The organism is Sphaerisporangium melleum, assembly GCF_014646695.1.
Lineage (GTDB): Bacteria > Actinomycetota > Actinomycetes > Streptosporangiales > Streptosporangiaceae > Sphaerisporangium > Sphaerisporangium melleum.
Window position 1 is genome coordinate 237788 of sequence record NZ_BMNT01000003.1, and the last position, 24083, is coordinate 261870.

At 73.4% G+C, this 24083-nt stretch carries 27 protein-coding genes; 10 read left to right on the forward strand and 17 right to left on the reverse strand.

What is annotated here, in order from left to right; genetic code table 11:
• The coding region (locus IEY93_RS37820; protein WP_373291468.1) for an aggregation-promoting factor C-terminal-like domain-containing protein at positions 1-540 on the forward strand (540 nt) is incomplete at its 5' end.
• 139 nt (positions 541-679) lie between these two features.
• On the opposite strand, the gene IEY93_RS04040 is transcribed toward IEY93_RS37820, so the two are convergent.
• From IEY93_RS04040 to IEY93_RS04050, 3 genes are read right to left on the reverse strand one after another with little or no spacing between them, the layout of a single operon-like run.
• The gene (locus tag IEY93_RS04040; RefSeq protein ID WP_229690834.1) at positions 680-1093 is read right to left on the reverse strand and encodes a DUF202 domain-containing protein; all 414 of its coding nucleotides are present in this window, start codon (positions 1091-1093) and stop codon (positions 680-682) included.
• 53 nt (positions 1094-1146) lie between these two features.
• The gene (locus IEY93_RS04045) at positions 1147-1488 is read right to left on the reverse strand and encodes a YidH family protein (RefSeq protein WP_189161562.1); all 342 of its coding nucleotides are present in this window, start codon (positions 1486-1488) and stop codon (positions 1147-1149) included.
• Between the two features lie 55 nt (positions 1489-1543).
• A complete protein-coding gene (locus IEY93_RS04050) occupies positions 1544-1912 on the reverse strand; it encodes a DUF8711 family protein (RefSeq protein ID WP_229690835.1) in 369 nt (122 codons plus the stop codon).
• A 360-nt stretch (positions 1913-2272) separates the two neighbouring features.
• Between IEY93_RS04050 and IEY93_RS04055 the strand changes: the two genes are divergently transcribed.
• Positions 2273-2548, forward strand: coding sequence for a UBP-type zinc finger domain-containing protein (locus IEY93_RS04055; RefSeq protein ID WP_189161564.1), 276 nt, complete (start codon positions 2273-2275; stop codon positions 2546-2548).
• Between the two features lie 22 nt (positions 2549-2570).
• On the opposite strand, the gene IEY93_RS04060 is transcribed toward IEY93_RS04055, so the two are convergent.
• Together IEY93_RS04060 and IEY93_RS04065 are read right to left on the reverse strand one after the other, a co-directional pair.
• Complete coding sequence (locus IEY93_RS04060) at positions 2571-4169, reverse strand: Na+/H+ antiporter (RefSeq protein WP_189161565.1); 1599 nt, start codon at positions 4167-4169, stop codon at positions 2571-2573.
• A gap of 159 nt (positions 4170-4328) precedes the next feature.
• Positions 4329-5933: a hypothetical protein gene (locus IEY93_RS04065; RefSeq protein WP_189161566.1), complete on the reverse strand. Its 1605-nt coding sequence runs from the start codon at positions 5931-5933 to the stop codon at positions 4329-4331.
• Positions 5934-6465: 532 nt separating this feature from the next.
• Here IEY93_RS04065 and IEY93_RS04070 point away from each other — a divergent pair.
• On the forward strand, positions 6466-8496 hold the full coding sequence (locus tag IEY93_RS04070; protein WP_275411977.1) for an ATP-dependent DNA helicase: 2031 nt from the start codon (positions 6466-6468) through the stop codon (positions 8494-8496).
• Between the two features lie 43 nt (positions 8497-8539).
• Here the strand turns inward: IEY93_RS04070 and IEY93_RS04075 are convergent, their stop codons facing one another.
• The 9 genes from IEY93_RS04075 to IEY93_RS04115 form a co-directional block, all read right to left on the reverse strand.
• The gene (locus IEY93_RS04075) at positions 8540-9304 is read right to left on the reverse strand and encodes an SGNH/GDSL hydrolase family protein (protein ID WP_189161615.1); all 765 of its coding nucleotides are present in this window, start codon (positions 9302-9304) and stop codon (positions 8540-8542) included.
• Complete coding sequence (gene aroQ / locus IEY93_RS04080; RefSeq protein ID WP_189161567.1) at positions 9304-9735, reverse strand: type II 3-dehydroquinate dehydratase; 432 nt, start codon at positions 9733-9735, stop codon at positions 9304-9306. Before aroQ ends, IEY93_RS04075 begins: the two co-directional genes overlap by 1 nt.
• Positions 9736-9873: 138 nt before the next feature.
• On the reverse strand, positions 9874-10950 hold the full coding sequence (gene aroB, locus IEY93_RS04085) for a 3-dehydroquinate synthase (RefSeq protein WP_189161568.1): 1077 nt from the start codon (positions 10948-10950) through the stop codon (positions 9874-9876).
• Positions 10947-11453 (reverse strand): shikimate kinase, encoded by a 507-nt coding sequence (locus IEY93_RS04090; protein WP_268241523.1) that lies wholly within the window; start codon positions 11451-11453, stop codon positions 10947-10949. The genes aroB and IEY93_RS04090 overlap by 4 nt, the downstream gene beginning before the upstream one ends.
• The gene (gene aroC, locus IEY93_RS04095) at positions 11450-12628 is read right to left on the reverse strand and encodes a chorismate synthase (RefSeq protein WP_203967936.1); all 1179 of its coding nucleotides are present in this window, start codon (positions 12626-12628) and stop codon (positions 11450-11452) included. The genes IEY93_RS04090 and aroC overlap by 4 nt, the downstream gene beginning before the upstream one ends.
• An 81-nt stretch (positions 12629-12709) precedes the next feature.
• On the reverse strand, positions 12710-13591 hold the full coding sequence (locus IEY93_RS04100) for a prepilin peptidase (RefSeq protein WP_189161569.1): 882 nt from the start codon (positions 13589-13591) through the stop codon (positions 12710-12712).
• 263 nt (positions 13592-13854) lie between these two features.
• Positions 13855-14427 carry an SseB family protein gene (locus IEY93_RS04105; protein WP_189161570.1) on the reverse strand — a complete coding sequence of 191 codons (573 nt, stop codon included), beginning with the start codon at positions 14425-14427 and terminating at the stop codon, positions 13855-13857.
• A gap of 161 nt (positions 14428-14588) precedes the next feature.
• On the reverse strand, positions 14589-15695 hold the full coding sequence (gene bar / locus IEY93_RS04110) for a barbiturase (protein ID WP_189161571.1): 1107 nt from the start codon (positions 15693-15695) through the stop codon (positions 14589-14591).
• Between the two features lie 123 nt (positions 15696-15818).
• The gene (locus tag IEY93_RS04115) at positions 15819-16727 is read right to left on the reverse strand and encodes a carbamate kinase (protein WP_203967935.1); all 909 of its coding nucleotides are present in this window, start codon (positions 16725-16727) and stop codon (positions 15819-15821) included.
• 264 nt (positions 16728-16991) lie between these two features.
• On the opposite strand from IEY93_RS04115, the gene IEY93_RS04120 reads away from it, so the two are divergent.
• On the forward strand, positions 16992-17330 hold the full coding sequence (locus IEY93_RS04120; RefSeq protein ID WP_189161572.1) for a hypothetical protein: 339 nt from the start codon (positions 16992-16994) through the stop codon (positions 17328-17330).
• Between the two features lie 16 nt (positions 17331-17346).
• On the opposite strand, the gene IEY93_RS04125 is transcribed toward IEY93_RS04120, so the two are convergent.
• The 3 genes from IEY93_RS04125 to IEY93_RS04135 form a co-directional block, all read right to left on the reverse strand.
• Complete coding sequence (locus tag IEY93_RS04125; RefSeq protein ID WP_189161573.1) at positions 17347-17769, reverse strand: type II toxin-antitoxin system death-on-curing family toxin; 423 nt, start codon at positions 17767-17769, stop codon at positions 17347-17349.
• Entirely contained in the window at positions 17762-17959 is a 198-nt protein-coding gene (locus IEY93_RS04130) for an acetate and sugar kinases/Hsc70/actin family protein (protein WP_229690836.1), read from the reverse strand. The genes IEY93_RS04125 and IEY93_RS04130 overlap by 8 nt, the downstream gene beginning before the upstream one ends.
• 68 nt (positions 17960-18027) lie before the next feature.
• Positions 18028-19221 carry a pyridoxal phosphate-dependent aminotransferase gene (locus IEY93_RS04135; protein WP_189161575.1) on the reverse strand — a complete coding sequence of 398 codons (1194 nt, stop codon included), beginning with the start codon at positions 19219-19221 and terminating at the stop codon, positions 18028-18030.
• Between the two features lie 231 nt (positions 19222-19452).
• Here IEY93_RS04135 and IEY93_RS04140 point away from each other — a divergent pair, with 231 nt between their 5' ends.
• From IEY93_RS04140 to IEY93_RS04165, 6 genes are all read left to right on the forward strand, one after another.
• Complete coding sequence (locus IEY93_RS04140; protein WP_229690837.1) at positions 19453-20463, forward strand: DUF418 domain-containing protein; 1011 nt, start codon at positions 19453-19455, stop codon at positions 20461-20463.
• Between the two features lie 125 nt (positions 20464-20588).
• Entirely contained in the window at positions 20589-21413 is an 825-nt protein-coding gene (locus IEY93_RS04145) for a carbon-nitrogen hydrolase family protein (protein ID WP_189161576.1), read from the forward strand.
• 10 nt (positions 21414-21423) lie between these two features.
• Positions 21424-21882, forward strand: coding sequence for a hypothetical protein (locus IEY93_RS04150; protein WP_229690838.1), 459 nt, complete (start codon positions 21424-21426; stop codon positions 21880-21882).
• Positions 21879-22307 (forward strand): hypothetical protein, encoded by a 429-nt coding sequence (locus tag IEY93_RS04155; protein WP_189161577.1) that lies wholly within the window; start codon positions 21879-21881, stop codon positions 22305-22307. The genes IEY93_RS04150 and IEY93_RS04155 overlap by 4 nt, the downstream gene beginning before the upstream one ends.
• Positions 22304-22825, forward strand: coding sequence for an RNA polymerase sigma factor (locus IEY93_RS04160; RefSeq protein WP_229690839.1), 522 nt, complete (start codon positions 22304-22306; stop codon positions 22823-22825). Before IEY93_RS04155 ends, IEY93_RS04160 begins: the two co-directional genes overlap by 4 nt.
• Positions 22818-24059, forward strand: a complete 1242-nt coding sequence (locus tag IEY93_RS04165; RefSeq protein ID WP_189161578.1) for a hypothetical protein — start codon at positions 22818-22820, stop codon at positions 24057-24059. The genes IEY93_RS04160 and IEY93_RS04165 overlap by 8 nt, the downstream gene beginning before the upstream one ends.
• Positions 24060-24083 lie beyond the last annotated feature (24 nt).

Below are 24083 nucleotides of genomic sequence, written 5' to 3' on the forward strand. Positions count from 1 at the left end.
GCGCACGTCAAGAGCGTGCCGGCCCGCGCGAAGGGGGCCCAGGCGCACGCCAGGAGCGTCCGTGCCCACGCCAAGAGCGTGCCCGTGCACGCCAGGAGCGTGCGCGCCGCCGCGAAGGCCAGGAGCGTCCGAGCCGGCACCGTGGCCCGTGCCCGGACGGCGCGCAGGATCGCGCACCACAGAACCGCGCGGACCGCGGCCCTGGCCAAGAAGCTCGGCTCGGCGGCGACCACGGCCAAGGGCAGGAACAAGGCGATCGCCTTCCACCTGCTCACCCAGCGGTCCTGGCCACTGAACCAGTTCCGCTGCCTGGACAGCCTGTGGACCAGGGAGAGCAACTGGAACCACCGGGCGCAGAACCCGTCGTCGGGGGCGTACGGCATCCCGCAGGCGCTGCCGGGCCACAAGATGCTCGGCGTCGGCCACGACTGGCGGGTCAACCCCGCCACCCAGATCCGCTGGGGCCTTTCGTACATCAAGGGCCGTTACGGCTCGCCCTGCGGCGCCTGGGGGCACTTCCGCGCGCACAACTGGTACTGAGCCCGCGCTCAGGAAAAGGCGTACTCCACGCCCGGGACCACTCCCGGCCGTGGAGTACGCCACGCCGCGCCTCCCCACGACGCGTGCCGCGCCCGGGCACCGCCCACCTGCCCACCACCCGGGCCTCCGGACGGATCGCTCAGGGGGCGGCGAGGACGAAGGCTGCGGCGCCGGCCACCACCGCGAGGACGCCGAGCCAGGCGAGCAGCGCGTCGGCGCGCACGTCGAGGGGCTTGCCCTCGTGCAGGGCACTCTCCAGGCGCCGGTGCCGCAGGTGCGTCCTGGCCAGCAGGACGGCGCCGCACAGCGCGGCCAGCACGAACGGCAGCGCCGCCGGTCCGGAGCCCATGTGCCGGGCGGCGACCCCGGCCCCGCCCAGCCCACCGGCCGCCAGCGCCGTGCCGGTGCGAATCCACGCCAGCAGCGTCCGCTCGCTGTGCAGCCCCTCCGCGCCCCACGGGGCCGTCCCTTCCGCCTCCTCCTCCGGCTGCTCACCGGCCGAACCCCGCGCGCCGTCGGCCGGATTCCGGGGACCGCCTCCCGGACCACGCACGCCGCCGGTCCGATCCGGAGCCCCGCCGGGGCCGTCCCGGCCGGAACCCGGGATCATCCGGACAGCACGATGAGGATCAGCGCCAGCACGGCCACGGCCGCGACGCCGTACCCGAACACCGGGGCCAGGGCCAGCCGGGGAAGCGGCTTCTCCTGGCGCAGAGCGCGCTGCACCTGCCGCCAGCGCGGATAGGCCAGCGCCGCCGCGAGCCCCGACAACACCACCAGGACGACGGCGAGCGCCGTGCGCACCCAGGGCACGAAGACATCGCGCGGCAGGGCGGCCATGGCCACCCCTCCTGCGCTCAGCGCCAGCGAGGTGCTGAGCCAGGTGAGAAACGTCCGCTCGTTGGCGAGCGTGAACCGGGGGTCCGGCTCCTTCCCCTCGACAGGCATGCAGGCAGGCTAATTCACCGGCATCTCTGCAGGTTGAGTGGGATTCAGCGCGTCGTCAGGTGCATTCGCGGGCGACCGTCTCCACGGTCTTCGCGGCGTCGCCGGCGACCTTCTGGGCGGCGTCCACCGCGTCGTTGGCGTCCTTGACGTTGAAGTCCTCGAAACGCTTGGCGAGGTCGCCGAGCGCGTCGTTCAGCGTGGTGTTGCCCGCCTTGTCGGCCACGTCCTGCAGCTTGGCGGAGCCGTCTTCCAAGGCCTTCTCCATCGCCTTGGGGTCGTTCACCAGCCCGGCGACCTTCGAGGCGGTCTCGGTGATCACTCGGTTGGCCTCGATGCACGCCTGCGCCTTGTCGACGGTGCTGCATCCGGTGGTCAGCAGGGTGAATCCGATGGCGGCCGCGGTGGCGAGGGGGAAGATTCGCATGCTCATGACCCTAGCCAACTCTGCCCGGCGGCAAGCGGCCGGCGATCTTCGACCGGCTCCGCCCGCCCCTGCCCCGTTCCTCCGGCCGCGGCCACACGCCTCCCCCGGCGTCACCGTGCGCATCGGCATGTGGCACCGGTGACCATCGGGCGGGACCCGCGACCCGGCCTTCCTGCACTAACATCGAGGCCCGTCACCCCTTTCGCTCCTTCAAGGGAGCGGCTTTCTCGCCTCCCCGTCCGAGGGAGGCGACGGACGAGCCCCGCCCGTTTCGAACACAGCAACCGCGTCCGGGAGGCGAACGCGCCGGGGGAACCCCGCGGTCCTTCGCCGGACGCGGCCGAGCCATAGGAGGAAGCCATGAGCCACTGCGAGGACATGACCTTCGACGAGCAGGCCGAGCCGCGCACTCCGGAGGGCTGCGAAGAGTGCCTGGCCGAGGGGCGGCGGTACATCCACCTGCGCCTGTGCGTCACGTGCGGGCACGTCGGATGCTGCGACTCCTCGCCCGGCCGCCACGCCACCCGGCACTTCCAGGAGACCGGGCACCCGGTGATGCGGTCATTCCAGGACGGCGAGGCGTGGCTGTGGTGTTTCGTCCACCAGACCGTAGGCATGTCGCCGCTGGCCCAGTGACCACCCCGCCCCCGGCCCGCGGTCAGTCGCGGGCCAGGGTCGCCTCCTCGTAGTCCAGCTCCCGGGTGACCCGGCGCAGCACCTCGTCGTCGATGCGCCGCTCGTCCCGCATGCGCACCAGCACCTCCCGCTCGGCGTCCAGCATCTCGCGCCGCAGCCGCCGGTACAGGGTGCTCGGCGTCTCCTCCCCTTCCGGGCCGACGCCGCCGCCGAGACGCTCCCACGCGCCCATCGCCCGGCGCTCGGCCTGGACGCGCAGCCGCTCGACCACGTCGGACTGCGTCTCAAGGACGCCTTCGGACGTCAGCTCCTCCAGCCTGGCCAGGGCGGCGCTCGCCGCCGCCTGCTGGGCCGCCGCCTCGGTCAGGTTGTCCTTGTAGACCTCCTGCTCGCTGGTGACGCCGAGTTTCCTGATCAGCATGGGGAACGACAGGCCCTGCACCAGCAGTGTGCCGATGACCACGACGAAGGTGAGGAACAGCACCATCTCGCGGGCCGGGAAGTCGGCGGGCAGCGCGAAGGCCGCGGCCAGCGACACCACGCCGCGCATGCCCGCCCAGCCGACCACCACCGCGTACTTGACCGGCGGCCGCTCCTCCCGCTCGCGGATCTTGCGGAACAGCATGCCGGGCAGGTAGGTGCTGGGGAAGGTCCACACCAGGCGGGTGAGCACCACCACGGCGAACACCGCGGCCGCGTAGCCGGCGACGTGCCAGGGGTTGCGTCCCGACAGTCCTTGCAGGATGAGCGGGAGTTGCAGCCCGATGAGCAGGAAGACGACGATCTCCAGGACGAAGTCCAGCATCTTCCACACCGAGTGCGACACCAGGCGGGCGCCGTAAGTCGTGCGGTCCATCCGGTGGCCGAGCACCAGCCCCATCACGACGACCGCGATCACTCCCGAGGCGTGCACGGCCTCCGCGCCGAGGTAGGCCACGAACGGCACCAGCAGCCCGAGCGCGTTGGTGATCAGCGGGTCGCGCAGGATGCCGAACAGCCGTCCGGTGAGGTAGGCCAGCGCCAGCCCGATGACCACCCCGCAACCGGCGGCGTAGATGAACTCCCCGGCCGCGCCGAGGGGGGTGACCACCACTCCCACGGTGGCGGCCACCGCCACCCGGTAGGCCGTGAGCGCCGTGGCGTCGTTGAACAGGCTCTCACCGACGAGGATGGTGATCACCTTGCGGGGCAGGCCGAGCCTGCGCGCGACGGCCACAGCGGCCACGGCGTCCGGCGGCGCGACGATCGCGCCGAGAGCGAAGGCCGCCGCCAGGGGCAGCCCGGGGATCATCGCGTGGGCCACCAGGGCGACCGCGGCGGCGGTGAAGAGCACCAGTCCCACCGACAGCAGCCCGACCGGGCGCCGTACGGCGCGCAGCCGCTGGTAGGAGGAGTCCAGGGCCGCGGAGTACAGCAGAGGGGGCAGGAAGACCAGCAGTACCACCTCGGGGTCGAGGCGATATTCGGGGGCGCCGCTGAACCGCGAGGTGATCAGACTCGCGGCCAGCCCGGCGAGCACCAGCAACAGGGGGGCGGGCCAGCCCCGCCAACGGGCGACTGCCGCGACCGCCAGGGCACCGGCCGGGAGCAGCACCAACTCAAATGCCGTCGTAATGTCCATCGCTGCCCAAGGATAGGGCCGTTGCCGGGGATGTCGCCCGTCTTCTCCCCTTGCGCCCCTGGTCGTGAGCACATCGCGACCGGAGCACCCCGGCCCCGCGGACCCGCCACCGCCGCGGGCGCCCCGCACCGGCCGTGCCGGGTCACCGCGGAGGCCGGGTCACCAGTCGCCGCGGCCCGGCTCCTGGGGGTAGGGACGGGCGCTGTCGCCGTGCTGTGCCCGGCCGTCGGGGCGGGCCGCCCGCTCGCCGGTGGTGTACATGGGGTCGTTGCCGTACGGGCGGGGCGCCCCGGGGTCGGTGGAGTCGATCGGCCGCTGCCCGATCGAACCCAGGCCCAGGGGGTCGGCGGGGTCCACGGTCGCCTGCGGCGCGTCGTAGCCGGGGCTCTCGGGGCGGTAGCCCGGGTCCGGCAGCCTGCCGGACGCCGAACCGTAGGGCAGCGAGTCGTTGACGATGAGGTTCTCTCTCGGCACGGCGTCGGCGTCCCCGCGGCCATAGTGGCCGTACTCCGGGAGCCGCGGAGCGTACTCGGCGGTGACCCCGTAGCCGGCGGGCGGAGCCGAATAGTCCAGCGGCGGGGTGCCGTAGTCGGCGGGCCTTCCGTACTCCGCGGTGCTCCCGTACTCGGCGGTGCCGCCGTAGTCGGCTCCGCGGCCGTAGCCCGCTTCGGCGCCGTACCCGCCTGCGTGGTCGGCGGGCGCGGCGTACCGGCCCGGATGGTCACCCTGCGGGGCGTACTCGCCGCGCGCCGCGGGGACACCGTAGTCGGCGCGGGCGGCCTCGCCGGCGGGCGGGGGCGCGTAGTCGGGCGGGTAGGAGAAGCCGCTGGGGGGCGTGTAGTCGGGGTGGACGCCGCCGTACTCACCCGCCGCCGGAGCGACGGGCTGGGGACCGGTCACGGGCAGGGGGTTGCCCGGGGCCGGGGCCTGCTGGGGCACCTGCGGCGCGACCGCGCCGAGCGGCGGCTCGGGGTGGACGGGGTAGTCGGCCGGGCGTCCGGGCTGCTCTCCGTGCGGCGGCGCCGGGACCGAGCGGGCCGGATACTCCGGCGGCCCGGGGTACTCCGGGTGCGGCGGGTAGTCGGCGCGGGCCGGATCGGCCGCGTAGTCGACGGCCTGGTAGTCGGAGGCCGCCGGGTAGCCGGGCTGCGGCACGTCGGCCCGCCGCGCGGCCCGCGCGCCACCGCGCCGGGGCCGGTCACCGCGCGCGTCCTGCTCGCCGCGCGACCGTCCGGCCACCAGCTTGTCCGGGACGGGCGTGCTGCCCCGCGCGACGAGAACGTCGTTCGGGCCGAGGGAGGCCACCGGGACCACCGCGGTGTCCTCGCGGGGGTAGGCCGGCTGGTCGGCGTGCTCGTCGGGGTACGGGCGCTCGTCGGCGTAGCCGTGCTCGTCCGCATAGCCGTGGTCGTCGGCGTAGTCGTCCTCGCCGGCGTAGTCGTGCTCGTCCGGGACCTCGGCGGCCGGGCGGGCGTACTGGCCGGTCCCGGGGTACTGCGCGTACTCGCCGTGCTCGGCCTCGTCGCCGTAGTCCTCTTCCCCGTCGGCGTACTCGCCGCCCGCGTCGGCGTACCCCTCGTCCAGTGTGTCGAGGAGCCGGCCGACGTCCTCCATCGGCATGCGGAAACTGGCGGTGCACATCTCGCCTCGCCACAGGCTGAGGACGAGGGTGCCCTCGTGCCAGGTGACCCGGAGAACACGCTCCTGGCCCCGTGCGTCGAAGAACACCTCACCGAACGACGGCAGTGGGACAACTTCCGACATGGCAGACATCGTGCTTTAACCAGCCCTTATTCGTCCACTCGACCTCAAGAAACCCTACCGAACCGTACGTGTCGCCGTCATGGCAGACCCCGATCGTCACATGTCGCACACTGGCCCCTCAAGTGGGCATGCGAGCGGCGGATCGTCTTCGACCCCCGAGACCCGGCTCCGCCAGTGTGCCATGCCACCCGCCACACGGGTTCCGGAATGCCGAGATGGACCCGGAACGCGCCGCGAGCCGCTGAGCGCTCCCGGCGCCGGGACCCCTGTGCGGCCGGTAGCGTTGCATGCCGTGCTCGATGACTCCCTCAGCGCCCTCGACGGCGTCCCCGGCCACGTCACCGCCACCGGCCGTTCCTCCGTGGCAGATCATCCCGGCCACGACGGTCCGGGCGCCGGCGGGCGGGGCCACGGCGAGGACGATCTCGGGGAGGAGGATCCCCGCGACGGGGAGCACGGCGACTTCGGCGGATCCGAGGATCTCGACGAGGAGGCCGACGAGCAGGACGGCGAGGAGGACGACCTGCCGCCGGTGACCGAGTTGCTGCGCGCGGCGGTCGCCGGGGTGGGCGGTGCCGAGCGGCCCGGGCAGACGGCCATGGCCGAGGCGGTGCGGCACGCCATCGACAACGACGAGCACGTCGCCGTGCAGGCGGGCACCGGCACCGGCAAGTCCCTCGCCTACCTGGTGCCGGCGCTCAGGCACGCCATCGAGTCCGACACGGCGGTGGTGGTCTCCACCGCCACCATCGCCCTCCAGCGCCAGCTCGTGGACCGCGACCTGCCGCGCCTGGCCGCCTCGCTCGCCGACCACCTGCCCCATGAGCCACAGTTCGCGATCCTCAAGGGAAGGCGAAACTATCTCTGCCGTTACAAGCTGACCGCGGCCTGGCCCGAGGAGGAAGGCGACCAGCTCTTCGACCCGCGCGAGGTCAGCGCGACCGGCCGCATGGTGCAGCGCATCCAGGAGTGGGGCGAGGAGACCGAGACCGGCGACCGGGACGAGCTGGTGCCGGGCGTCAACGAGCAGGCGTGGCGGCAGTTCTCGGTCAGCGCCAAGGAGTGCCTGGGCGCGCAGCGCTGCCCGAGCGGCGCCGAGTGCTTCGCCGAGCAGGCCAGGGAGCGGGCCGGCCAGGTCGACGTCGTGGTCACCAACCACGCCCTGCTCGCCATCGACGCCATGGAGGAGTTCGACGTCCTGCCCGAGCACGACGTGGTCGTGGTGGACGAGGCCCACGAACTGGTCGACCGGGTCACCAGCGTCGTGACCGACGAACTGTCGGACCTCACCGTCTCGGCGGCCGTCCGCCGCGTCGGGCGGCTGATCGAGCAGGGCGTCGCCGACCGCCTGCAGGAGGCCGGCGAGGACCTCAAGGCGCTGCTCGCCGCCGCGCCGCCCGGACGTCTCGACCAGCTCCCGCAGGTGCTCGGCGTGACCCTGTCGGTGCTGCGGGACGCCGCCTTCACCTGCATCACCGCCATGGGGTCGCGCGGCGGGGACGGCCGGGGCGGCGGCCGCGACAAGAACGAGGACCCCGAGACCGCCGGGCAGCGCAAGGCGGCGTTCACCGCGCTGGACGAGGTGCACGACACCGCCGTGCGCATCCTGGAGGCGTTCGGCGGCGACTCCGAGGTCGACCGGGCCGAGGTCGTCTGGCTGGAGGGCGCCACCGAGCGGCGTTCCCCGGTGCTGAAGGTCGCCCCGCTCAGCGTCGGCGGGATGCTCCGCGACAAGCTGTTCGCCGACCGCACGGTGATCCTGACCAGCGCCACGCTCGCCCTGGGCGGCACCTTCGACGGCATGGCCCGCCAGTGGGGCCTCGGCCCGGCGCGGCCACCGCACGCGCAGGGGCAGGACGAGCCGGACGGCGAGAGCCGCGCCGAGGGCGGGCGCAAGCCGTGGACCGGGCTGGACGTCGGCTCGCCCTTCGACCATGCCCGCAGCGGCATCCTGTACATCGCCCGGCACCTGCCGCAGCCGGGCCGCGACGGGCTGCCCAAGGAGTACCTCGACGAGATCGCCGAGCTGATCGAGGCCGCGGGCGGGCGCACGCTCGGCCTGTTCTCCTCGATGCGCGCCGCCAAGGCCGCCACCGAGGCGCTGCGCGAGCGGCTTGAGGTGCCACTGCTGTGCCAGGGCGACGACTCCACTTCCCAGCTCGTCCAGAAGTTCGCCGACGACCCGGCCACCTGCCTGTTCGGCACGCTGTCGCTGTGGCAGGGGGTGGACGTCCCCGGCCCCTCGCTCAGCCTGGTGATCATCGACCGCATCCCCTTCCCGCGGCCGGACGACCCGCTGGCCTCCGCGCGGCAGCGGCACGTGGCGGCGCGCGGCGGCAACGGCTTCATGGCCGTCGCGGCCACGCACGCCGCGCTGCTGCTGGCCCAGGGCGCGGGCCGGCTGCTGCGCGGCCGTGACGACAAGGGCGTGGTCGCGGTGCTGGACCCCCGGCTGGCGACCGCGCGGTACGCAGGGTTCCTGCGCGACTCGCTGCCGCCGTTCTGGACCACCAGCGACCCGGCGAAGGTGCGCGCCGCCCTCCGCCGCCTCACCACCACCTGACCACCCCGGCCGCGCGGACGCGCGGCCGGTGGGCGGGGCGCGGTCAGGCGTAGGGCTCCAGGCGGGGGCGCTTGGCGGTGACGGCGTCGCCGGAGGAGGTGCCGCGCAGGCGGCGGCCCACCCAGGGGATCAGGTGCTCGCGCACCCACAGGCGGTCCTCGCGGAGCTTGACCCGGCGGTCCACCCGCTCGCGGGGCGGCCAGGTGTGCCGCCAGTCGTCCTCGGACGGCACGCCGAGCACCTCGCAGACCCTGGCGGCGACGAACCGGTGCCCTTCGGCGTTCATGTGCAGGCGGTCCTCGCTCCAGGCCCGCCAGTCGCGCAGCGACTGCATCGACCACTGGTCGACCAGGTGGCAGCCGTAGAGGTCGGCGATGGAACGAATGTGCAGGTAGAACACCGCGCACCGGCCCCGGGAACGGCGCATCAGCGGCGTGTCACGCGGGTCGACGCCGGTGAACAGCACCACGTCGGCGCCGGTGGCGCGCAGCTCGCGCACGGCCCTGGCGAAGGTCTTGGCCATGCGGTCGGGGTCGGCGCCGGGCCGCAGCAGGTCGTTGCCGCCGGCGCAGAAGGTGACCAGGTCGGGCTTGAGCTCGATCGCCTCCGGCACCTGCCGCTCGACGATCTGGTCCAGCAGCCGGCCGCGCACGGCCAGGTTGGCGTACCGGAAACCGGGCTCCAGCGCGGCGAGCCGCTCGGCCACCCGGTCGGCCCAGCCGCGGAAGTGCCCGTCCGCGCCCGGGTCGTTCAGCCCTTCGGTGAAGCTGTCGCCGATCGCCACGAACGAGGTGTACGCGCGCGCCATCACGCGGTCTCCGCGATCGCGCGCAGCGCCAGCTCGTAGGAGCGCAGGCCGAACCCGGCGATGGTGCCGGAGGCGACGGCGGCGACCACCGAGGTGTGCCGGAACTCCTCGCGGGCGGCCGGGTTGGAGATGTGCACCTCGATGAGCGGTGCGGTGCGCTGGGCGATGGCGTCGCGCAGGGCGTAGGAGTAGTGGGTGAAGGCCGCCGGGTTGAGCACCACGGGGACGGCGCCGTCGGCGGCCTCGTGGAGCCAGGACACCAGCTCGGCCTCGTCGTCGGTCTGCCGGACGTCCACCGTCAGCCCAAGGTCCCTGCCGGTCCGCCGGCACAGCGCCTCAAGGTCCTCGAACGTCTCTGCTCCGTACACGTCCGGCTCGCGGGTGCCCAGACGCGACAGGTTGGGACCGTTGAACACGAAGACCGTTCTCATCTCACCCTCACAACGTGCCCGGCCACCCGGGGTCTCATCTCACCGTCACGGCGCGCCCGTGAGCTCGGGGCCCCGTTCCTTCCGCCCGCCACGCCAACCGTACTCGCGACGGGCGCCGCGTTCACCGCGGCCCGGCGATCAGCGGGCGATCGCGCGGTAGGCCGCCTCCAGAAGCTCCTCGGCGGGGTCCTCCAGGCGGGTGACCCGCGCGACGTCGTCCAGGATGACGAACCGCCGCCGGGCGCCGCGGTTCTTCTTGTCCAGCGCCATGTGACCGAGCAGATCGGGCCACGCGTCGGCGCGGTAGGCGGTGGGCAGCCCGACCGAGGTGAGGATCGAGCGGGTGCGCTCCACCAGATCGGCGCCGGCGTGGCCGGCCAGCCGCGACAGCTCCGCGGCGTACACCATGCCGATGGCCACCGCCTCGCCGTGCCGCATGCGGTAGTCCTCGACGCGCTCGATGGCGTGGGCCAGCGTGTGGCCGTAGTTGAGGATCTCGCGCACACCCGACTCGCGCAGGTCGGCCCCGACGACGTCCGCCTTGACCTGGATCTTGCGCTCGATCAGCTCGCGGGTGTGCCGGCCCTCCGGGACGCGCGCGCCGGCGGGGTCGTCCTCCACCAGGCGCAGGATCTCGGGGTCGGCGATGAACCCGCCCTTGATGATCTCGGCCAGGCCGGCGACGTAGTCGTCCCTCGGCACCGACACCAGGGTGGCCAGGTCGCACAGCACCCCGGCCGGCGGGTGGAAGGAGCCGACGAGGTTCTTGCCCTCGGGGGTGTTGATGCCGGTCTTGCCGCCCACCGCGGCGTCCACCATGCCGAGCAGCGTGGTCGGCACCTGCACCACCTGGACGCCGCGCAGCCAGGTCGCCGCGACGAACCCGGCCAGGTCGGTGGTCGCTCCGCCGCCGACGCCGACGACGGCGTCCGAACGGGTGAGGCCGTACCGGCCGAACGCCGACCACAGCTCGGCGGCGACCTCGGCCGACTTGGCCCGCTCGCCGTCGGGCACGGGCAGCGCCACGACGGTGTGCCCGGCCGACGACAGCGCGCCGCAGACCGGCCGGGCGATCTCGGGCAGGCCCGCCGGGTGGACCACCGCGACCGTGCTCACGCGCGGGCCGAGCAGCCCGGGCAGCTCGGCGAGCACTCCGGTCCCGACGACGACCTCGTACGGCTGCTCGCCCTTGACGGTGATGCGGGTGGCGGTCATGCGGGCAGGCCCTTCACGATCTCGTCGGTGATCTCTTCGGGCGTGCGGCCGTCGGTGACGACGATCAGCGAGGCCAGCCGTTCGTAGACGGGGCGGCGCTCCTCCATGAGCCTTTTGAGCTGACTGCGCGGGTTGAGCACCAGCAGCGGGCGCGCCTGGGCCAGGCCCACCCGCTGGACCGCGTCGGACAGCCCGACCTGGAGGTAGACCACGGCGTGCCCGGCGAGCAGCTCCTGGGTGGCCTCGCGCAGGACGGCGCCGCCGCCGAGGGACAGCACGCCCTCGTGCTCGGCGAGCGCCCGCCGCACGGCCTCGGCCTCCAGCTCGCGGAAGTGGTCTTCGCCGTCCTCGACGAACACGTCGGAGACCGGCTTGCCCGCCACGGCCTCCACGTCGGCGTCGGTGTCACGGAAGGCGGCGCCCAGCCGGTCGGCCAGCATGCGGCCGATGGTGGTCTTGCCCGATCCGGGCGGGCCGATCAGCACGGCTTTGGGAGAGGTCACTTGATCACCATCGAGGACAGGTAGCCGGACAGGTTGCGGGCGACCTCCTCCACGGAGTCGCCGCCGAACTTCTCGACCGCGGCGTCGGCGAGCACGAGCGCGACCATCGCCTCGGCCACGATGCCCGCGGCGGGGACGGCGCACACGTCCGACCGCTGGTTGATCGCCTTGGCGGGCTCGCCGGTGAGCACGTCCACCGTGGACAGCGCCTTGGGCACCGTGGAGATCGGCTTCATGGCGGCGCGCACCCGCAGCGGCTCGCCGTTGGTCATGCCGCCCTCGACGCCGCCCGCGCGGTTGGTCATCCGGCGCACGCCATCGGGGGTGTTCTCGATCTCGTCGTGGGCCTGCGAGCCGCGGCGGCGGGCGGTCTCGAACCCGTCGCCGACCGCCACCCCCTTGATCGCCTGGATGCCCATGAGCGCCGCGGCCAGGCGCGCGTCCAGGCGGCGGTCCCAGTGGACGTAGCTGCCGAGGCCCGGCGGCAGCCCGTACACGACGACCTCGACGACGCCGCCCAGCGTGTCGCCGTCCTTGCGCGCCGCGTCGATCTCGGCGATCATCGCCTCGCCCGCGGCGGCGTCCAGGCAGCGCGCGGGGTGCTCGTCGATGGCGGCGAGGTCGCCGGGCTCGGGGACGACCCCCTCGGGGGCCTCGGCCGCGCCGATCGCCACCACGTGGCTGAGGATGTCGACGCCGAGCGCCTGCTTGAGGAAGTTGCGGGCGACCTGGCCGAGCGCGACCCGCGCGGCCGTCTCACGCGCGCTGGCGCGGTCGAGGATGGGCCGGGCGTCGTCGAAGCCGTACTTCTGCATGCCCGACAGGTCGGCGTGCCCGGGACGGGGACGCGACAGCGGCGCGTTGCGCGCCTGCGCGGCGAGCAGGTCGGGATCGACCGGGTCGGCCGCCATCACGGTCTCCCACTTGGGCCACTCGGTGTTGCCCACCCTGATCGCCACCGGACTGCCGAGCGTGCGCCCGTGGCGCACCCCGCCGACGATGGTGACCTCGTCCTGCTCGAACTTCATGCGGGCCCCGCGGCCGTACCCCAGCCGGCGCCGCGCCAGAGCCCCCTCGATGTCGGCGGTCGTGACCCCGACCCCGGCGGGCATGCCCTCCAGGATCGCGACGAGTTCCGGGCCGTGGGATTCACCTGCGGTCAACCAGCGCAACATGACGACAAGTCTTCCATGCACCACCCACTGCCCTCACCCCGCCGTCCCACATGCTGATCACTCCCATCTCGAACCGCGTGGTCAGGTGGGCGACGCGGCGAGCAGGGCGGCGAGGGGGCCGAGCAGGATGAACGGGCCGAGGGGGAACTGGCTGCGCAGCGTGCCCCTGCGAGTGACCAGCAGGACGACGGCGTAGAGCGCGCCGAGCGCCTGCCCGGCGATCGCGCCGGCGAGCCAGGCGTCCAAGCCCAGCGCGCCGGTCAGCATCCCGGTCAGGCCCGCGAGCTTGACGTCGCCGAGCCCGAGCGCTCCGGGCCGGGCCAGCCACAGGACGGCGTACGCGCCGGCCAGGGCGAGCCCGCCGAGCAGCGCCTCCCCCAGCCGCCCGGACGGGGCCAGCAACGCGGCGAGGACCGGGTAGGAGGGCAGGGTCAGGGCGTCCGGCAACCGCTGGGTGCGCCAGTCGATCACCGCGAGCGCGCATCCCGCCACGGCCATGTAGAGCCAGGGGGCGAGCAGCGCGGGGCCGGTGATCCGCCAGGCCACCAGCGCGGCGACGGCCGCCACCACCACCTCGATCGACGGCGGCCACGCCGGCACCGGCACGGTGCGCAGCGCCCCCCGGAACGCCGCCCGCGCCTCCGCCCGGTACACCCGCCGCAGCTCTCGCGCCTGCTCCCGGGTAAGCCCCGCCGCGGGCACACCGGAAGGATCATCGCCGGTGCCCTCGGCACCCGGCTCACCTGGACCGGCCGCCCGCTCGGCGAGCGGCCCATCCGCATCGCCCGCCGCACCGGCGGCCGTCTTGTGCGCGCCGGAACGGCGCATGCCGGGCTCGCCGGAGCCGGCGGCCGTCGCCTCCGCATCGGCGCAGAGGTCGGCCTGGAAGCCGCCGGCCAGGGCGCGGATGTAGGGCCCGGCGACCAGGCCGGCGAGCGCGGCCCCGGCCACGATGAAGCTCACCCGCCGACTTTAGTCGTCCTCCCGCTCCCTGAGCTCGGGCATCGCGAACAGTGCCCGCGTGCGGCGGACACGCCCTCGCCCCGCAGGCGGTCCTCAGGCGGTACGGGAAGGTTTTCGCCGCGTGAGGCGTACTCGTGCGGCGAGAGAGTCCCGGTTCGGCACGGCCACCGGAACGCCCGTTATGCGAACCCCTGGTCGCCTCGGTGACGCGGGAGCGGCCAGGCGCGGTGTCGAGGGCGGGCCAGGGGCGGCCGGGACGCCGGTCAGGCGCGGCGGCGCAGGCGGGTGAGCAGGCCGGGTTTGCGGGCGGGGACGCGGGCGACGGTCACCTCGGCGTGCTCGGACAACGCGGCCAGCACGGGCTCCAGGGTGGCGTCGTCCCCGGTGATCTTCCCGATGGAGGCGAGAGCGTGCAGCAGCGCCCCCTCGATGGCGAACGGCACCGGCCCGGCGACGTCCACCACCACGGCGGCGGCGTCCTCGCCGAGTGCGGCCCGGCAGACCTGCGGCGTCAGCGTCTGGATGGGACGGGCGTCGGCGCGCCAGAGCTTGAGGGACTCCATGCCGGTGAAGGCGGGGACGGCCCTCCTGCCGTCGGCGCCGACCAGCACCGGCAGCGCCATCTCGCTCTCCTTCTCCTGCCTGAGCCCGTGCTCGCCGACCTCGGCCTGGGTCAGCAACGCCACCACCGGGACGAGCAGGCGCGCGGTGCTCAGCGCCGCGGCCACGACCGACGCGTCGGCCCTGAGGGCGGCGAAGCCGGCCAGCGCCGCCGCCACGGACGGGTCGGCGCCGCCGTCGTCACCGGGGACCAGGGGCTGCGGAATGCTCGGCACGCTTCGCGAGCCTACCCACTCCCCGCCCCGCCCCCGGACATCACCCCACACGGCCGGTGACCGTACGTCCCGGCCGGAGCCGGCGGATCCGGGTCAAGACACCGTGGCCGGTCGGACAGGAGCCGAACTCCACCGGGAGGCGTTCCCCTACCCCCTCACCGTCAGCCGAGGTCGGCTATGGCGGCCACCGGGCCGCCACCGGAGGGGCCCTGGTGGACGGCGGCGACCGACACGAACACGGCCGGGTCGCCGGTCACGCTCGCCGCCACTCCGCCGACGGTGGCCTTGATCTGCCGGTGCCAGTGGACGTCGGAGTCGTCGAGCATGATGTTCCTGCGCCCGCGCACCCGCCCGCTCGGGTCGGCCTCGCACTTCATGAACACGTTGACCAGCCGGTCGCCGAGGTCGCTCGGGTGCGGGCGTTCGGGCAGCTCGATGCCGCTCCCCCGGATGGCCTCCCAGATGCCGTCGGCGTCCAGGGCGTCCTTCATGACGCTGTGCCCGATGCGGTAGCGGCCGCCGACGCCGCGCACGTTGCCCACCACGACGATCTGCGCCCGGTCCAGTTCGACCCCGGAGGAGCAGGACGCGACGCTGGAATACAGCGAGAGGTCCTTGTGGATCTGGTCCGCGCGGGGCATCTCGATCTCGCCGAGCGCGACGGCGATGCCGAGCGCGGTGGTGGAGTTGGAGATGTCCATGGACGGGCCGGTGTCCTCGATGACGACGTCCTGGCCGCGCGACTTGGCGTCGTTGATGGTGGCGAGGGTCAGCAGCGGCGTCTTGGTCTGCACGTAGTGGACGTCCGCCGGGTCCTCGATCCCGGCGATCTTCATGGCCTCGCGCACGCCGGCGGCGACCTTCTCGACCATGGCGGGGCGGCCGATGTCCTCGGGCAGGATCACCTCGCTCATCGCGACGCCGACCGACACGCGCGGCTCGTCGGACGGTTCGACGGCGGCGGGGTCGAGCGAGGCGAAGATCGTGGCGTGCGGGCTGAGCACGCCGTCGGTGCCGCCGGACCACACCAGGGGCACCTGGGCGACCTCCTCCGGGGTCCGCGTGCCCTTGGCGATCAGGACCTCGCGGAAGGCGCGGTCGGCGAGGATGCGGGTGTAGTCGTTGACGCCGCCGTTGCCCTCGGTCTTGCCGATCACGGCGAGCACGCGGTCGGCCTCGATCACCCCGTCGTCGATGAGCCTCTCCAGCCCGGAGGCGTCGGTGACGCTCTCGATGGCGACCTTGCGCACCTCGATCGGATCCGCCATATCTCCTACCTTTCGGTCGTTTCGCTTCACTTGATCAGCAGTCCGGCCGGGACGCGCAGGCGTTCGCCCTGTGCCGGTCCACCGCCCGGCCGGCACCGTACGCGGCCGCGGCCCGGCACCGGCTCACCAGCCGACCGCCGTGCCGATCTCGCCGGCCAGCGCCGCGCCGATGTGCTCCAGCGAGGTGATCACTGCCCGCCCGCCGCCCTCGGCGAACCGCAGGGCCGCCTCCACCTTGGGGCCCATGCTCCCGCGCGCGAAATGGCCGTCGGCCTGCATCGCGCGCAGTTCGGCGACGGTGACGCGGCCGATCGGCCGGGCCAGTTCGGTTCCGTACCCCAGGACGGCGGCCGGCACGTCCGTCGCCACGACCAGCACGCTCGCCCGCACGGCGGAGGCGAGCACGGCCGCGGCGGCGTCCTTGTCCACCACGGCCTCCACGCCGGTGAGCGAGCCGTCGGCCAGCCGGGCGACGGGCACGCCGCCACCCCCGGCCACCACGACGGTGTACCCGGCGTCCATGAGGGCGAGCGCGGCGGAGGCATCGATGATCTCCAGCGGCTCGGGCGAGGCCACGACCCGGCGGAACCCCCTGCCGGGGAAGGCGCGCCAGGTCTGGCCGAGACGCTCGAACCTGCGGGCCTCGGCCTCGCTGAAGTACCGGCCGATCGGCTTGACCGGGTCGGCGAACGCCGGATCGCCCAGGTCGACCAGGGTGCGGGTGACCACGACGGCCGCCGGGTGGCCGAGGGCGTTGAGGATCAGCACCCCGATGGTGGCCTGAGTCTGCGCCCCGCACCAGTCCAGCGGGACCGGCGGGACGACCTCGGCGGCGATCTGGTTCTTCAGCAGCAGGTTGCCCACCTGGGGACCGTTGCCGTGCGTCAGCACCACCTGGTGGCCCGCGCCGATCAGCGTGGCCACGTGCGTCATCGCGCGCTCGACGGCTCGCCGCTGGTCGTCCGGGGACGCGCTTCCGTCCGGCGCGGTCATCGCGTTGCCGCCAAGAGCGATCAGGACGCGTTCACCCACAGCCTGAAGCTATCCAGAGCGCCATGTCCTGCTCATTGGCCACATCTGCCCAGGAACGCCGCTTGGTTCGGATGTATCCGCCCAATCCCTCGCACTCTCGGCCGTCATCACCGAGCACCTCCACGGCACGGTGGGCGACGTCAGGAAAGCCGTCCATAACCGGTACGGGACACCGGTCCGGCGCTCCGTTCTACCGCGAAATGCCGACGTTTCGAGATGGTTCGGATAGCACCACGGCCGCGGCGTTCAGGGCAGAATCGGGGCGTGGAACCGCAGAAGCTAGAGCGCGACGAAGTCGCCGCGGCCATGGCCGCCCAACGCGAGCTCGGCCCGCAGTACGAGCTCGCCATCGCCGAGTCGCTGGTCGGCCGGGTCAACGCGGTGATCGACGCCAAGCTGGCGGCGAGCCCGGCCAAGCGCTCCGGGCCCGACTGGGCGCAGATGTCCCTGGGGCTCGGCTCCCTGGCGCTTTCGGTGCCGCTGGCGGCGGTCGTGACCAGGGACGGCTCTTCCACCGCGCCGTTGCTCCTGGTCTTCGGCCTCATCGCGTTCATCAACCTGGCCTACGCCCTGTCGAAGAGCGTCGCCCGCAAGAGGGACTGACCCGCCCGGGCCGGGATCAGACCCGTGCGACGAAACCCCACAGGACCCGGGCGATCTCGTCCACCTCCGCCAGCGCGCCCGCGGCGACCGCGGTGACCAGGGCGAGCACGCCGTCGTCGCCGGTGTCGACCTCGATGCCGTTCCAGGCGAGGAAGACCACCGTGCAGATCCAGGCGACCCGCCGGGCACCTCGTTCGAAGGGGTGGTGCCTGGCCAGCGAGTGCAGCAGCGCCGCGGCCTTGACCAGCAGGTGCGGGTAGGCCTCGTGGCCGAACATGGACGCCTGCGGGCGGCGGACGGCGGAGTCGAGCAGCCCCGCGTCACGCAGGGGCGGCGCGGCGCCCAGCGTGACGGCGGCGAGGTCGACCACCTGCTCCGTGCTCAGATAGCTCGTCGCACGCGCCGCTCGCGGACGGCGCCAGGGCCGCCGGTCAGTCACCGAGCCGGTCGAGGACGCCCTGCCAGCGGTCCACCGCCGCGACACCGAGCCGGTGGACCTCCTCGTCGGCGTCGCGCCGCGCCAGGTACTCCTCGACGGCGGCGTCCACGACCTGCTGGACGCTCCGTCCCTCCTTCTCGGCGCGCCGGCGCAGCGCCTTGGTCTGCTCCTCGCTGAGACGAAGCGTCACTGCCATACCTCCACGCGGTCGGCTTCCGCTCTCGACATGTCGCTCGGACACGGCGAGTGTATGGCCATTTACACCACGTTGTCAGTCCGTTTTCCGGGCCGTCCGAGATGGGCCAGCCGGGCGACGGCCTCGTCGATGATCTCGTCCCTCTTGCAGAAGGCGAAGCGCAGGAAGTGCCGGCCGAGCTCGGGACGGTCGTAGAAGACCTGGGTCGGGACGGCGACGACACCGGCCAGCTCGGGCAGCCGCCGGGCCAGCTCGCCGCCGTCGGCGAAGCCCAGCGGGCGGATGTCGGTCTGCACGAAGTACGTCCCGGCCGGGCGGTACACGCCGAACCCGGCGGCCGACAGCCCCGTCATGAGGCGGTCGCGCTTGGCGGCGAGCGAGTCGCGCAGCCCGGCGACCCAGCCGAGCTCCTCGCGCAGGGCGTGGGCCACGGCGACCTGCCACGGCCCTCCGGCGGTGTAGGTGAGGAACTGCTTGACGGTCTGGACGGCCGTGACCAGCCTGGCGGGCGCGCACAGCCAGCCGATCTTCCAGCCGGTCACCGAGAAGGTCTTGCCCGCCGACGAGATCATCACGGTGCGCTCGCGCATGCCCGGCAGGGTCGCGATGGGCACGTGCTCGACGCCGTCGAAGGTGAGGTGCTCGTACACCTCGTCGCTGATCGCGATGAGGTCGTGCTCCTGGCACAGGGCGGCGATCTGCGACAGCTCGTCCCGGGTGAAGACGGTGCCGGTGGGGTTGTGCGGGGTGTTGACCACGATCGCCCTGGTGCGGGGGCCCACGGCCGCACGCAGCTCGTCCGGGTCGAAGGTGAACCGGCCCGCCACCGGACGCAGCGGCACGGGGCGGCGCACCGCGCCCGACAGCGCCACGACGGCGCTGTAGGAGTCGTAGTAGGGCTCGAAGAGGATCACCTCGTCCCCGGTGTCGCACAGCGCGAGAAGGGACGCCGCGATCGCCTCGGTCGCGCCCACGGTCACCAGGATCTCGCCGTCGGGGTCGTACAGCAGCCCGTAGTGCTGCTTGCGGTGCTCCGCGACGGCCTGCCGCAATTCGGGGATGCCGGGGCCGGGCGGATATTGATTCCCGCCGGCCCTGATCGCGGCCACCGCGTGCTCCAGCATCGCATCGGGCCCGTCGGTGTCGGGGAAGCCCTGCCCCAGGTTGATCGACCCGGTCCGTACGGCGAGGGCCGTCATCTCGGCGAAGATCGTCGTGCCGAACTCTCGCATGCTCGCGACCAATGGCTCGTTCACGCCGGCCAGCCTATCCGCCCGCCCCCTCCTTGCCCGCGTCCCCAGGCGATCACCACCCGCCCCTGTTCCATGCCTCGCGGCGAACCTCGTGATCGCCACGGCACACCCCCCCCCGGTCAGGCGGACCGGCCGGGCTCCACTGCCTCGACATATAGAGAAATAGATGGCCTCAAGCGGAATTTCGTGCCATGAGGGGAGACGTCGACGATGGGGCGGCGATAGCCTCATGAGGTGATCGCGAGATCTGCCCGCGATGCGGAAGATCGCCAGGAACCGGCCCCCGCCCGGATCCGCGAACTGGACGCGCTGCGCGGCTTCGCGGTCTGCGGGATCACGCTGGTCAACGCCTGGCAGCACACCTCCGACGCGGTGCGGCGGAGCACGACCACCCCCACCGACTGGCTGGTCGAGAACCTCCTGCAGAGCCGCTTCTTCCCGATCTTCTCCTTCCTGTTCGGCGTGAGCTTCGTCCTGTTCCTGCGCTCGGCGGCCCGCCGGACGGCCCACCCGCGCCTCGTCCTGCTCCGGCGGCTCGCCGCGCTCGCCGCCTTGGGGCTGCTGCACCGGACGCTCAGCCCCGGCGAGGTGCTGCTCCCCTACGCCCTGACCGGCGCCATCGTCCTGCTCCCCGCCTCCTACCTGCGCCGCTGGATGGTGCTGGCCGCGGGGGTCGCCGCCGTGACCTGGGCGGTACTGGTCCACGCGGGCGGGGTGTGGCTGATCCCCGGCCTGTTCCTGCTCGGCATGGCGGTGATCGCGTACGCGCCGGGCCGGCGCGCGCTGACCGCGGCCTTCCTGATCAGCGCTCCGCTCGCCGTCGCGCTCGCCGCCGCCTGGGCGTACCTGTGGGTGCACCCGGAGACCTTCCGCTTCCCCTACACGGTCAGCGTCTACCCGCTGGCCGGCCTGGCCGGGGCGACCGCGTACTGCACCGGCCTGCTGCTGGCGCTGCCCCATCTGCCCTGGCTGTCGGCGGTGCTCGAACCGCTCGGCCGCATCGCCCTCACGGCCTACGTCACCGGCACGCTGATCACCCTGGCGGTGCTGCCGCTGCTGACCCGGGACGACACCCGGGCCGGCGTCCTCGTCGTCGCCGCGCTCGCCATCGCCGCGCTCACCGGCTTCGCCCGCTGGTGGACCGCCCGCTTCCGCTACGGCCCCCTGGAATGGGCCTGGCGATGCGCCACCTGGTACCACCTCATCCCCAACCGCCGCCCCCCGGCCGGCGACACGCACGCCTGATACGGCAGAGCGGAGGCGGTGCGACCAACGCTCGACCCTGTCGGCCGGCTCGGTACCCGCACCCGAGCGCCGAGCGTCGGCACGGGGATCTTCAGATGGAGGGCGGGCGCGTTTAGGCTGGAGCGGTGACGCGTATCGCTCTGTGCCAGATTCCGGTGTCCGGCGACCCGAAGACCAACCTGGAGCGGGTGCGCGACGCCCTCGGCCGGGCGGCGTCGGGCGGGGCGCGGGTCGCGGTGTTCCCCGAGGCGACGCTGACCCGGTTCGGCAAGGGGGTCACCGAGGCCGCCGAGCCGCTGGAGGGGCCTTTCGTGACGGCCGTCGCCGAGGCCGCGCGCGCCCACGAGATCGCCGTCGTCCTCGGCACCTTCACCCCCTCCGGGGACGGCCGGGTGCACAACACGGCCATCGCCCTCGACCGGCAGGGCCGGCTGCGCGCCGCCTACCGCAAGATCCACCTGTTCGACTCCTTCGGCGCGCGCGAGTCCGAGCTGGTCGCGCCCGGGGACGAGCCGGTGGTCGTGGAGCTGGAGGGCCTGCGCCTGGGCCTGATCACCTGCTACGACGTCCGTTTCCCCGAGCTGGCGCGGGCCCTGGTCGACCGCGGCGCGGAGGCGTTCGCGATCATCGCCGCCTGGGGCTCGGGCCCGCTGAAGGAAGAGCACTGGGCGACCCTGGTGCGGGCGAGGGCGCTGGAGAACACCATGTGGACGATCGCCGTCGGCCAGGCGCCCGACCACGAGGCGAAGGACGGCTTCGGCGTGGGCAGGAGCATGCTGGTCGACCCGCTCGGCGTGGTGCGCGCCGACCTCGGCCCGGCGGGCGCCGTCCAGGTCGTCGAGGTCGACCCCGCCGAGACCGAGCGGGTGCGCGCCGTGCTGCCCTGCCTGGACCACCGGCGTCCAGATATTTATCGCGCCGTGCCGAACCCGGAGGTCGCCAGATCGTAAAATGCGGGATGTGAGCGAGCCGGCACCGAGTACGCAGATGCAAAAGGTCATCCCACCACGGCTGCTGGTGCCCTACCTCGCGGGCCAACGCACGATCATCTCGGGATACGTCTACCGCGTGCAGGACTGCTCACGGCTGACCACGCCCGAGCTGCTGATCTCCGCGCTCGACCTGACCTTCGAGGGCTCCGAGCTCACCCCCTCGGTCCCCGAGCTGTACATCCTGCGGTGGCAGGTGCGCGACACCGACGCCTACGTCGTGCCCTACGGCCCGCACATGGGCGGAGATTGGAACGATACGCCGCCGTTCGCCGGCAACGGTTTCACCACCTCGCGCCAGCATGTCGTCCCCCAGTTCCACACCGCGCCGATGCCCATCCCCGCCGGGGCGGAGATCCGTTATCTCGGCTCCCGGGGCGAGCGGCGGTTCGCCGAGTACGACGGGCTCACCTGGCGGCCGGCCGCATGAGCGACATCGAACCCGTCGGTCTCGGCTTCATCGCCCACCACGGCGACCAGACCTACGCCGCCGCCCTGGGGCCGGGCCCCGACGACGTCGTCCTGTTCAGTGAGGAGCCCCGCGGGGGCTTCCAGCAGGTGGGCGGCTACTGGCGCCGGCGGGTCCGCCGCGACGACCTGCAGTGGCTGGTGCTGCTGCGCACGGTCGGCGCGTTCGGCGGCGAGCCCTGCGTGGTCCTGGACGAGGACGACGACGGCCTGCACATCGCCTACACCGGGCACAGCGGCCTGAAGGCCGAGGCGCTGGGCTACTGGATGGTCGACCACGGCGCGTACGAGGTCGTCGTCCCGCACGAGGAGGTCCACTCCATCCGGGTCGAACGCGTGCCGATCCCCTGTCAACCTACGCGCGGCGTGAGTGTCTCTGGTGTGTGACCGAAGCATCCGTCGTCTCGACCGGGCGACCGTCCTTCGCTGACCTGTTCGCCGCGCACTACGCGGCGATGGTCCGGCTGGCCGGCCTGCTCGGCGCGGACGATCCGGAGGACATCGCCCAAGAGGCCTTCGCCCGGCTGCACCAGAAGATGGGCCGCCTGCGCGAGGCCGACGCGGCCGTGCCCTACCTCCGTGCGATCGTCTGCAACCTGACCCGCAACCGGGTACGTCATCTCCGGCTCGCGCGCCTGCGCCGCTCCGAGGCGGGCGAGCCGGCCGTGACGCAGCACAGCGGCGAGCAGGCGTTCCTGGTCGCCGAGCGGCATCGCGATCTGCTCGCCGCCGTCGACCGTCTGCCACGGCGCCAGCGTGAGGCCCTGGTCCTGCGTTACTGGCTGGAGCTGTCCGAGCGCGAGATCGCCGACGCCATGGGGGTCACCCCCGGTTCCGTCAAGACCCACACGAGCCGTGCCCTCGGGGCCCTCGGGCGTTCCCTCCAGGAGAGCAGTGATGATTGAGGACGACCTGCGCGAGGCCCTGCGCGCCCGCGCGCGCTCCTACGAGACCGACCCGCACGCGTGGGCGGAGGTCCAGCGCCGTGTGACCCGGGCCAGGCGGGTCCGGTGGGCCGCGCTGGCCGCCGTCCCGCTCTGTGCGGCCGCCCTGGTGGCGGGCGTGCCCCTCGTCCTGTCCCATTCAGGGCCCGACACCGCCACCACGACGCGCCGCACCCCGCCCGCCTCCCTCCCGCTCCCGGACCCATCCGGACGCTGGGACGCCTACGCCGCGCAGGTGGCCAAGAACCCGCCGGTGGGCGGGACACTGGCGATCGTGGACCCGTCGAACGGCCGGCCGATACGCCTGTGGTTCACCGATCCGTCACCGCGGCAGGGCACCGGCGAGCCGCGGTACATCAAACTGTGCGCGGCCACCCAGTACGCGCTGCACGGCGCCAGCGTCGCCGGCTGCCCGGTGGCGGTGGACCCGGTCCATGACGGGAACCACGCCTGGTACGCCGGCTCGACGAGTGAGGAGTGGCCGAACACCGGCACCCTCATCTCCTACGGCATGGCTCTCCCGGGGGTGGCCGACGTCGCGGCGGTCGGCCGAGACGGTTCCCGTCTGCCCGGCCTCATCTACCGCCCGAAGGGGGCGCCGGCCGCGGTATGGACGGTGACGTACCCGGCGGGGGCAGGGGTCGGCGTGTTCGAGTTCACCGGCTCGGACGGCCGGGTCGTTCAGCGGGTGACGCCCGACCGGGCCCCGGACTCCTTGACGAGCGCCCCTGCCGAGCGGCCCGACGCGAAACCCGCCGGCGGGCTGGTGGCACGCCTGCACGAGGACGGGACCCTGCTCTGGCTGCACGACGGGGAGGTCATCGGTGCGACCGTCCTGACCCCCGGCCGGCCGATCGAGGATCTGCTGACCGGCGAGCGCCCGGCGGACTGGCGGTTCGCCCAGGGCTTCTGGTTCGGCCTGGCCAAGGCCGGGACGGCCAAGGCGGAGGTGCGGTACCGCGACGGGCGCGTCGTCTCGGCGCGGGCGGTCCCCGACCCCTGGAAACGAGGGTTCACCCTGTTCGCGGCGCCCGCCGAGCATGAAGGGGACGTCTTCGCCGAGGGATACACCATCACGCTGTACAACGCGCACGGCCGACGGATCGGCCGGGTCGAGCAGGCCCCGAACCCGCCGTTCTGGGCCGACATCCCCCTCTCGACCCCCGACCCCGCGGTACGACCGTCCCCGCGCTAGATGTCCTGAGCGCGGCGGCCCGAG

Bases quoted from the DNA above. Each gene is read 5' to 3' on its own strand.
- IEY93_RS04050 (WP_229690835.1), bottom strand. From the start codon at position 1,912: ATGCGAATCTTCCCCCTCGCCACCGCGGCCGCCATCGGATTCACCCTG.
- IEY93_RS04065 (WP_189161566.1), bottom strand. From the start codon at position 5,933: ATGTCGGAAGTTGTCCCACTGCCGTCGTTCGGTGAGGTGTTCTTCGAC.
- aroB (WP_189161568.1), bottom strand. From the start codon at position 10,950: ATGACCGCCACCCGCATCACCGTCAAGGGCGAGCAGCCGTACGAGGTC.
- IEY93_RS04055 (WP_189161564.1), top strand. From the start codon at position 2,273: ATGAGCCACTGCGAGGACATGACCTTCGACGAGCAGGCCGAGCCGCGC.
- bar (WP_189161571.1), bottom strand. From the start codon at position 15,695: ATGGCGGATCCGATCGAGGTGCGCAAGGTCGCCATCGAGAGCGTCACC.
- IEY93_RS04045 (WP_189161562.1), bottom strand. From the start codon at position 1,488: ATGCCTGTCGAGGGGAAGGAGCCGGACCCCCGGTTCACGCTCGCCAAC.
- IEY93_RS04060 (WP_189161565.1), bottom strand. From the start codon at position 4,169: ATGGACATTACGACGGCATTTGAGTTGGTGCTGCTCCCGGCCGGTGCC.
- IEY93_RS04155 (WP_189161577.1), top strand. From the start codon at position 21,879: ATGAGCGACATCGAACCCGTCGGTCTCGGCTTCATCGCCCACCACGGC.
- IEY93_RS04165 (WP_189161578.1), top strand. From the start codon at position 22,818: ATGATTGAGGACGACCTGCGCGAGGCCCTGCGCGCCCGCGCGCGCTCC.
- aroQ (WP_189161567.1), bottom strand. From the start codon at position 9,735: ATGAGAACGGTCTTCGTGTTCAACGGTCCCAACCTGTCGCGTCTGGGC.
- aroC (WP_203967936.1), bottom strand. From the start codon at position 12,628: ATGTTGCGCTGGTTGACCGCAGGTGAATCCCACGGCCCGGAACTCGTC.
- IEY93_RS04075 (WP_189161615.1), bottom strand. From the start codon at position 9,304: ATGGCGCGCGCGTACACCTCGTTCGTGGCGATCGGCGACAGCTTCACC.